Source organism: Dickeya chrysanthemi NCPPB 402 (assembly GCF_000406105.1).
GTDB classification, from domain to species: Bacteria; Pseudomonadota; Gammaproteobacteria; order Enterobacterales; family Enterobacteriaceae; genus Dickeya; species Dickeya chrysanthemi.
Genome location: NZ_AOOA01000074.1, coordinates 1 through 3,281 on the forward strand (window position 1 = coordinate 1; position 3,281 = coordinate 3,281).

At 53.5% G+C, this 3,281-nt stretch carries 2 rRNA genes; both read left to right on the plus strand.

Annotation, left to right across the window (positions count from 1 at the left end):
* Positions 1-121 precede the first annotated feature (121 nt).
* Positions 122-3,028: ribosomal RNA gene (locus DCH402_RS00115) — 23S ribosomal RNA — on the plus strand.
* Between the two features lie 131 nt (positions 3,029-3,159).
* Positions 3,160-3,275 (plus strand): 5S ribosomal RNA (rrf, locus tag DCH402_RS00120).
* The last annotated feature ends 6 nt before the right edge of the window (positions 3,276-3,281 follow it).

Here is a 3,281-nt window from a genome sequence, read left to right on the forward strand (position 1 = left end):
TTCTGCTCTTTAACAATCCGGAACAAGCTGAATAATTTGAAACGACGGCATGTGAATGTGAATTCATGTGTTGTTGGAGTCTCTCAAAATACTTGCCTCCCGAAACACTTTCGGGTTGTGAGGTTAAGCGACTAAGCGTACACGGTGGATGCCTAGGCAGTCAGAGGCGATGAAGGGCGTGCTAATCTGCGAAAAGCGTCGGCAAGGTGATATGAACCGTTATACCCGACGATACCCGAATGGGGAAACCCAGTGTGACTCGTCACACTATCACACACTGAATCCATAGGTGTGTGAGGCGAACCGGGGGAACTGAAACATCTCAGTACCCCGAGGAAAAGAAATCAACCGAGATTCCCCCAGTAGCGGCGAGCGAACGGGGAGGAGCCCAGAACCTGAATCGGCTTGTGTGTCAGTGGAAGCGTCTGGAAAGGCGCACGATACCGGGTGACAGTCCCGTACACGAAGATGCACAGGCCGTGAGTTCGATGAGTAGGGCGGGACACGTGGTATCCTGTCTGAACATGGGGGGACCATCCTCCAAGGCTAAATACTCCTGACTGACCGATAGTGAACCAGTACCGTGAGGGAAAGGCGAAAAGAACCCCGGCGAGGGGAGTGAAATAGAACCTGAAACCGTGTACGTACAAGCAGTGGGAGCACTCTTAATGGGTGTGACTGCGTACCTTTTGTATAATGGGTCAGCGACTTATATTCTGTAGCAAGGTTAACCGAATAGGGGAGCCGCAGGGAAACCGAGTCTTAACTGGGCGTCTAGTTGCAGGGTATAGACCCGAAACCCGGTGATCTAGCCATGGGCAGGTTGAAGGTTGGGTAACACTAACTGGAGGACCGAACCGACTAATGTTGAAAAATTAGCGGATGACTTGTGGCTGGGGGTGAAAGGCCAATCAAACCGGGAGATAGCTGGTTCTCCCCGAAAGCTATTTAGGTAGCGCCTCGTGAACTCATCTTCGGGGGTAGAGCACTGTTTCGGCTAGGGGGCCATCCCGGCTTACCAACCCGATGCAAACTGCGAATACCGAAGAATGTTATCACGGGAGACACACGGCGGGTGCTAACGTCCGTCGTGAAGAGGGAAACAACCCAGACCGCCAGCTAAGGTCCCAAAGTCATGGTTAAGTGGGAAACGATGTGGGAAGGCCCAGACAGCCAGGATGTTGGCTTAGAAGCAGCCATCATTTAAAGAAAGCGTAATAGCTCACTGGTCGAGTCGGCCTGCGCGGAAGATGTAACGGGGCTAAAACCATGCACCGAAGCTGCGGCAGCGACACTATGTGTTGTTGGGTAGGGGAGCGTTCTGTAAGCCTGAGAAGGTGGCCTGTGAGGGCTGCTGGAGGTATCAGAAGTGCGAATGCTGACATAAGTAACGATAATGCGGGTGAAAAACCCGCACGCCGGAAGACCAAGGGTTCCTGTCCAACGTTAATCGGGGCAGGGTGAGTCGACCCCTAAGGCGAGGCTGAAAAGCGTAGTCGATGGGAAACAGGTTAATATTCCTGTACTGGGTGTTACTGCGAAGGGGGGACGGAGAAGGCTATGTCATCCGGGCGACGGTTGTCCCGGTTTAAGCGTGCAGGTGTGTGGACCAGGCAAATCCGGTCTGCTGCAACACTGAGGCGTGATGACGAGGCACTACGGTGCTGAAGTGACAGATGCCCTGCTTCCAGGAAAAGCCTCTAAGCCTCAGGTAACATCGAATCGTACCCCAAACCGACACAGGTGGTCAGGTAGAGAATACTCAGGCGCTTGAGAGAACTCGGGTGAAGGAACTAGGCAAAATGGTGCCGTAACTTCGGGAGAAGGCACGCTCTTGTGGGTGAAGTCCCTTGCGGATGGAGCTGACGAGAGTCGCAGATACCAGCTGGCTGCAACTGTTTAATAAAAACACAGCACTGTGCAAACACGAAAGTGGACGTATACGGTGTGACGCCTGCCCGGTGCCGGAAGGTTAATTGATGGGGTTATCCTCAGGGAGAAGCTCTTGATCGAAGCCCCGGTAAACGGCGGCCGTAACTATAACGGTCCTAAGGTAGCGAAATTCCTTGTCGGGTAAGTTCCGACCTGCACGAATGGCGTAATGATGGCCAGGCTGTCTCCACCCGAGACTCAGTGAAATTGAACTCGCTGTGAAGATGCAGTGTACCCGCGGCAAGACGGAAAGACCCCGTGAACCTTTACTATAGCTTGACACTGAACCTTGAGCCTTGATGTGTAGGATAGGTGGGAGGCTGTGAAACGTGGACGCCAGTCTGCGTGGAGCCGACCTTGAAATACCACCCTTTAATGTTTGATGTTCTAACCTGGGCCCGTAAACCGGGTCGGGGACAGTGTCTGGTGGGTAGTTTGACTGGGGCGGTCTCCTCCCAAAGAGTAACGGAGGAGCACGAAGGTTAGCTAATCCTGGTCGGACATCAGGAGGTTAGTGCAAAGGCATAAGCTAGCTTGACTGCGAGAGTGACGGCTCGAGCAGGTGCGAAAGCAGGTCTTAGTGATCCGGTGGTTCTGAATGGAAGGGCCATCGCTCAACGGATAAAAGGTACTCCGGGGATAACAGGCTGATACCGCCCAAGAGTTCATATCGACGGCGGTGTTTGGCACCTCGATGTCGGCTCATCACATCCTGGGGCTGAAGTAGGTCCCAAGGGTATGGCTGTTCGCCATTTAAAGTGGTACGCGAGCTGGGTTTAGAACGTCGTGAGACAGTTCGGTCCCTATCTGCCGTGGGCGTTGGAAGATTGAGGGGGGTTGCTCCTAGTACGAGAGGACCGGAGTGAACGCACCGCTGGTGTTCGGGTTGTCATGCCAATGGCACTGCCCGGTAGCTACGTGCGGAAGAGATAACCGCTGAAAGCATCTAAGCGGGAAACTTGCCCCGAGATGAGTCTTCCCTGGGAACTTGATTCCCCTGAAGGGACGTTTAAGACGAAGACGTTGATAGGCTGGGTGTGTAAGCGTAGCGATACGTTGAGCTAACCAGTACTAATGACCCGAGAGGCTTAACCTTACAACACCGAAGGTGTTTTGGTGAGAGACGAGAGACGAGAATTTAGCTTGTTCGAGGATTGTATGGCGTGGTGTAGAGAGTTACACGGCGACATGAAAGGTTAGGATGTTGAAAGGCATCAAAAGAATTTGCCTGGCGGCGATAGCGCGGTGGTCCCACCTGACCCCATGCCGAACTCAGAAGTGAAACGCCGTAGCGCCGATGGTAGTGTGGGGTCTCCCCATGCGAGAGTAGGGAACTGCCAGGCATCAAA